The 994-nt window shown below is 64.4% G+C and carries 1 protein-coding gene; it reads left to right on the top strand.

What is annotated here, in order from left to right; genetic code table 11:
* Window positions 1–994: VCBS domain-containing protein (locus IB264_RS34150; RefSeq protein ID WP_210335723.1), on the top strand; the 994-nt coding region annotated here is incomplete at both ends.

Genomic DNA, 994 nt, shown 5'->3' with positions numbered 1-994 from the left:
ATGACGGCCATGGCGGCACGGCAGTGCAGACGGTGACGATCGTCATCACCGGCACCAACGACGCCCCGGTGATCACGTCCGGTTGGCAGCTTGGCGGCGTGGTGGAACGGCTTGACGGTACCGTGGGCGAAAATGCGGTAACGCATGCGCAGAACGGCGCGGTGACCTTTGCTGACGTCGATACGCTCGACACCCACAGCGCCAGCTTCGCAGCGGGGGGCAGTGGCTATCTCGGTACCTTCTCGCTCAGCGCGCTGAATCAGGCGACCGACAAGGTCGGCTGGAACTTCCAGGTTGCCGACGGCGTGCTCGACTCGCTGCAGGCAGGCCAGATCCTGATGCAGACCTATGACGTGACCATCGATGACGGCCATGGCGGCACGGCGACGCAGACGGTTACGATCGTAATCCTCGGGACGAACGACGCACCGGTGATCACGTCGGGTACACAGAGCGCTACCGTGACGGAGCGTGCTGACGGCGCGGCCGGCGAAAATGCGGTCGTCCATGTGCAGGGGGGTGCAGTGACGTTTGCCGACGTCGATACACTGGACACCCACAGCACCAGCTTCTGGCCGCAAGGCGGCGGTTATCTCGGCACCTTCTCGCTGGACGCGGTGAACCAGGCGACTGATACGGTCGGCTGGAACTTCAAGGTTGCCGACGGCGTGCTGGACTCGCTACAGGCCGGCCAGACGCTGACGCAGAAGTACACCGTGCTCGTCAATGACGGCCATGGCGGCGTCGCGACACAAACAGTGACGATCGTGATCACCGGCACGAATGACGCACCGGTGATCACCTCTGCTGTGCAGAGCGGTTCGGTGACGGAGATCGCCGACGGTGCTGCGGGCGAGAATGCGACAACGCATGCACAGAACGGCGCGGTGACCTTCGCCGACGTCGATACGCTCGACACGCACAGCGCCGGCTTCGTAGCGCAAGGCGGCAGCTATCTCGGTACTTTCGCGCTCGGCGCGGTGAACCAGGCGGG

The sequence above is a fragment of the Ensifer sp. ENS11 genome (assembly GCF_014851895.1).
Lineage (GTDB): Bacteria > Pseudomonadota > Alphaproteobacteria > Rhizobiales > Rhizobiaceae > Ensifer > Ensifer canadensis.
This window is presented reverse-complemented; position numbering and strand designations above follow the sequence as displayed.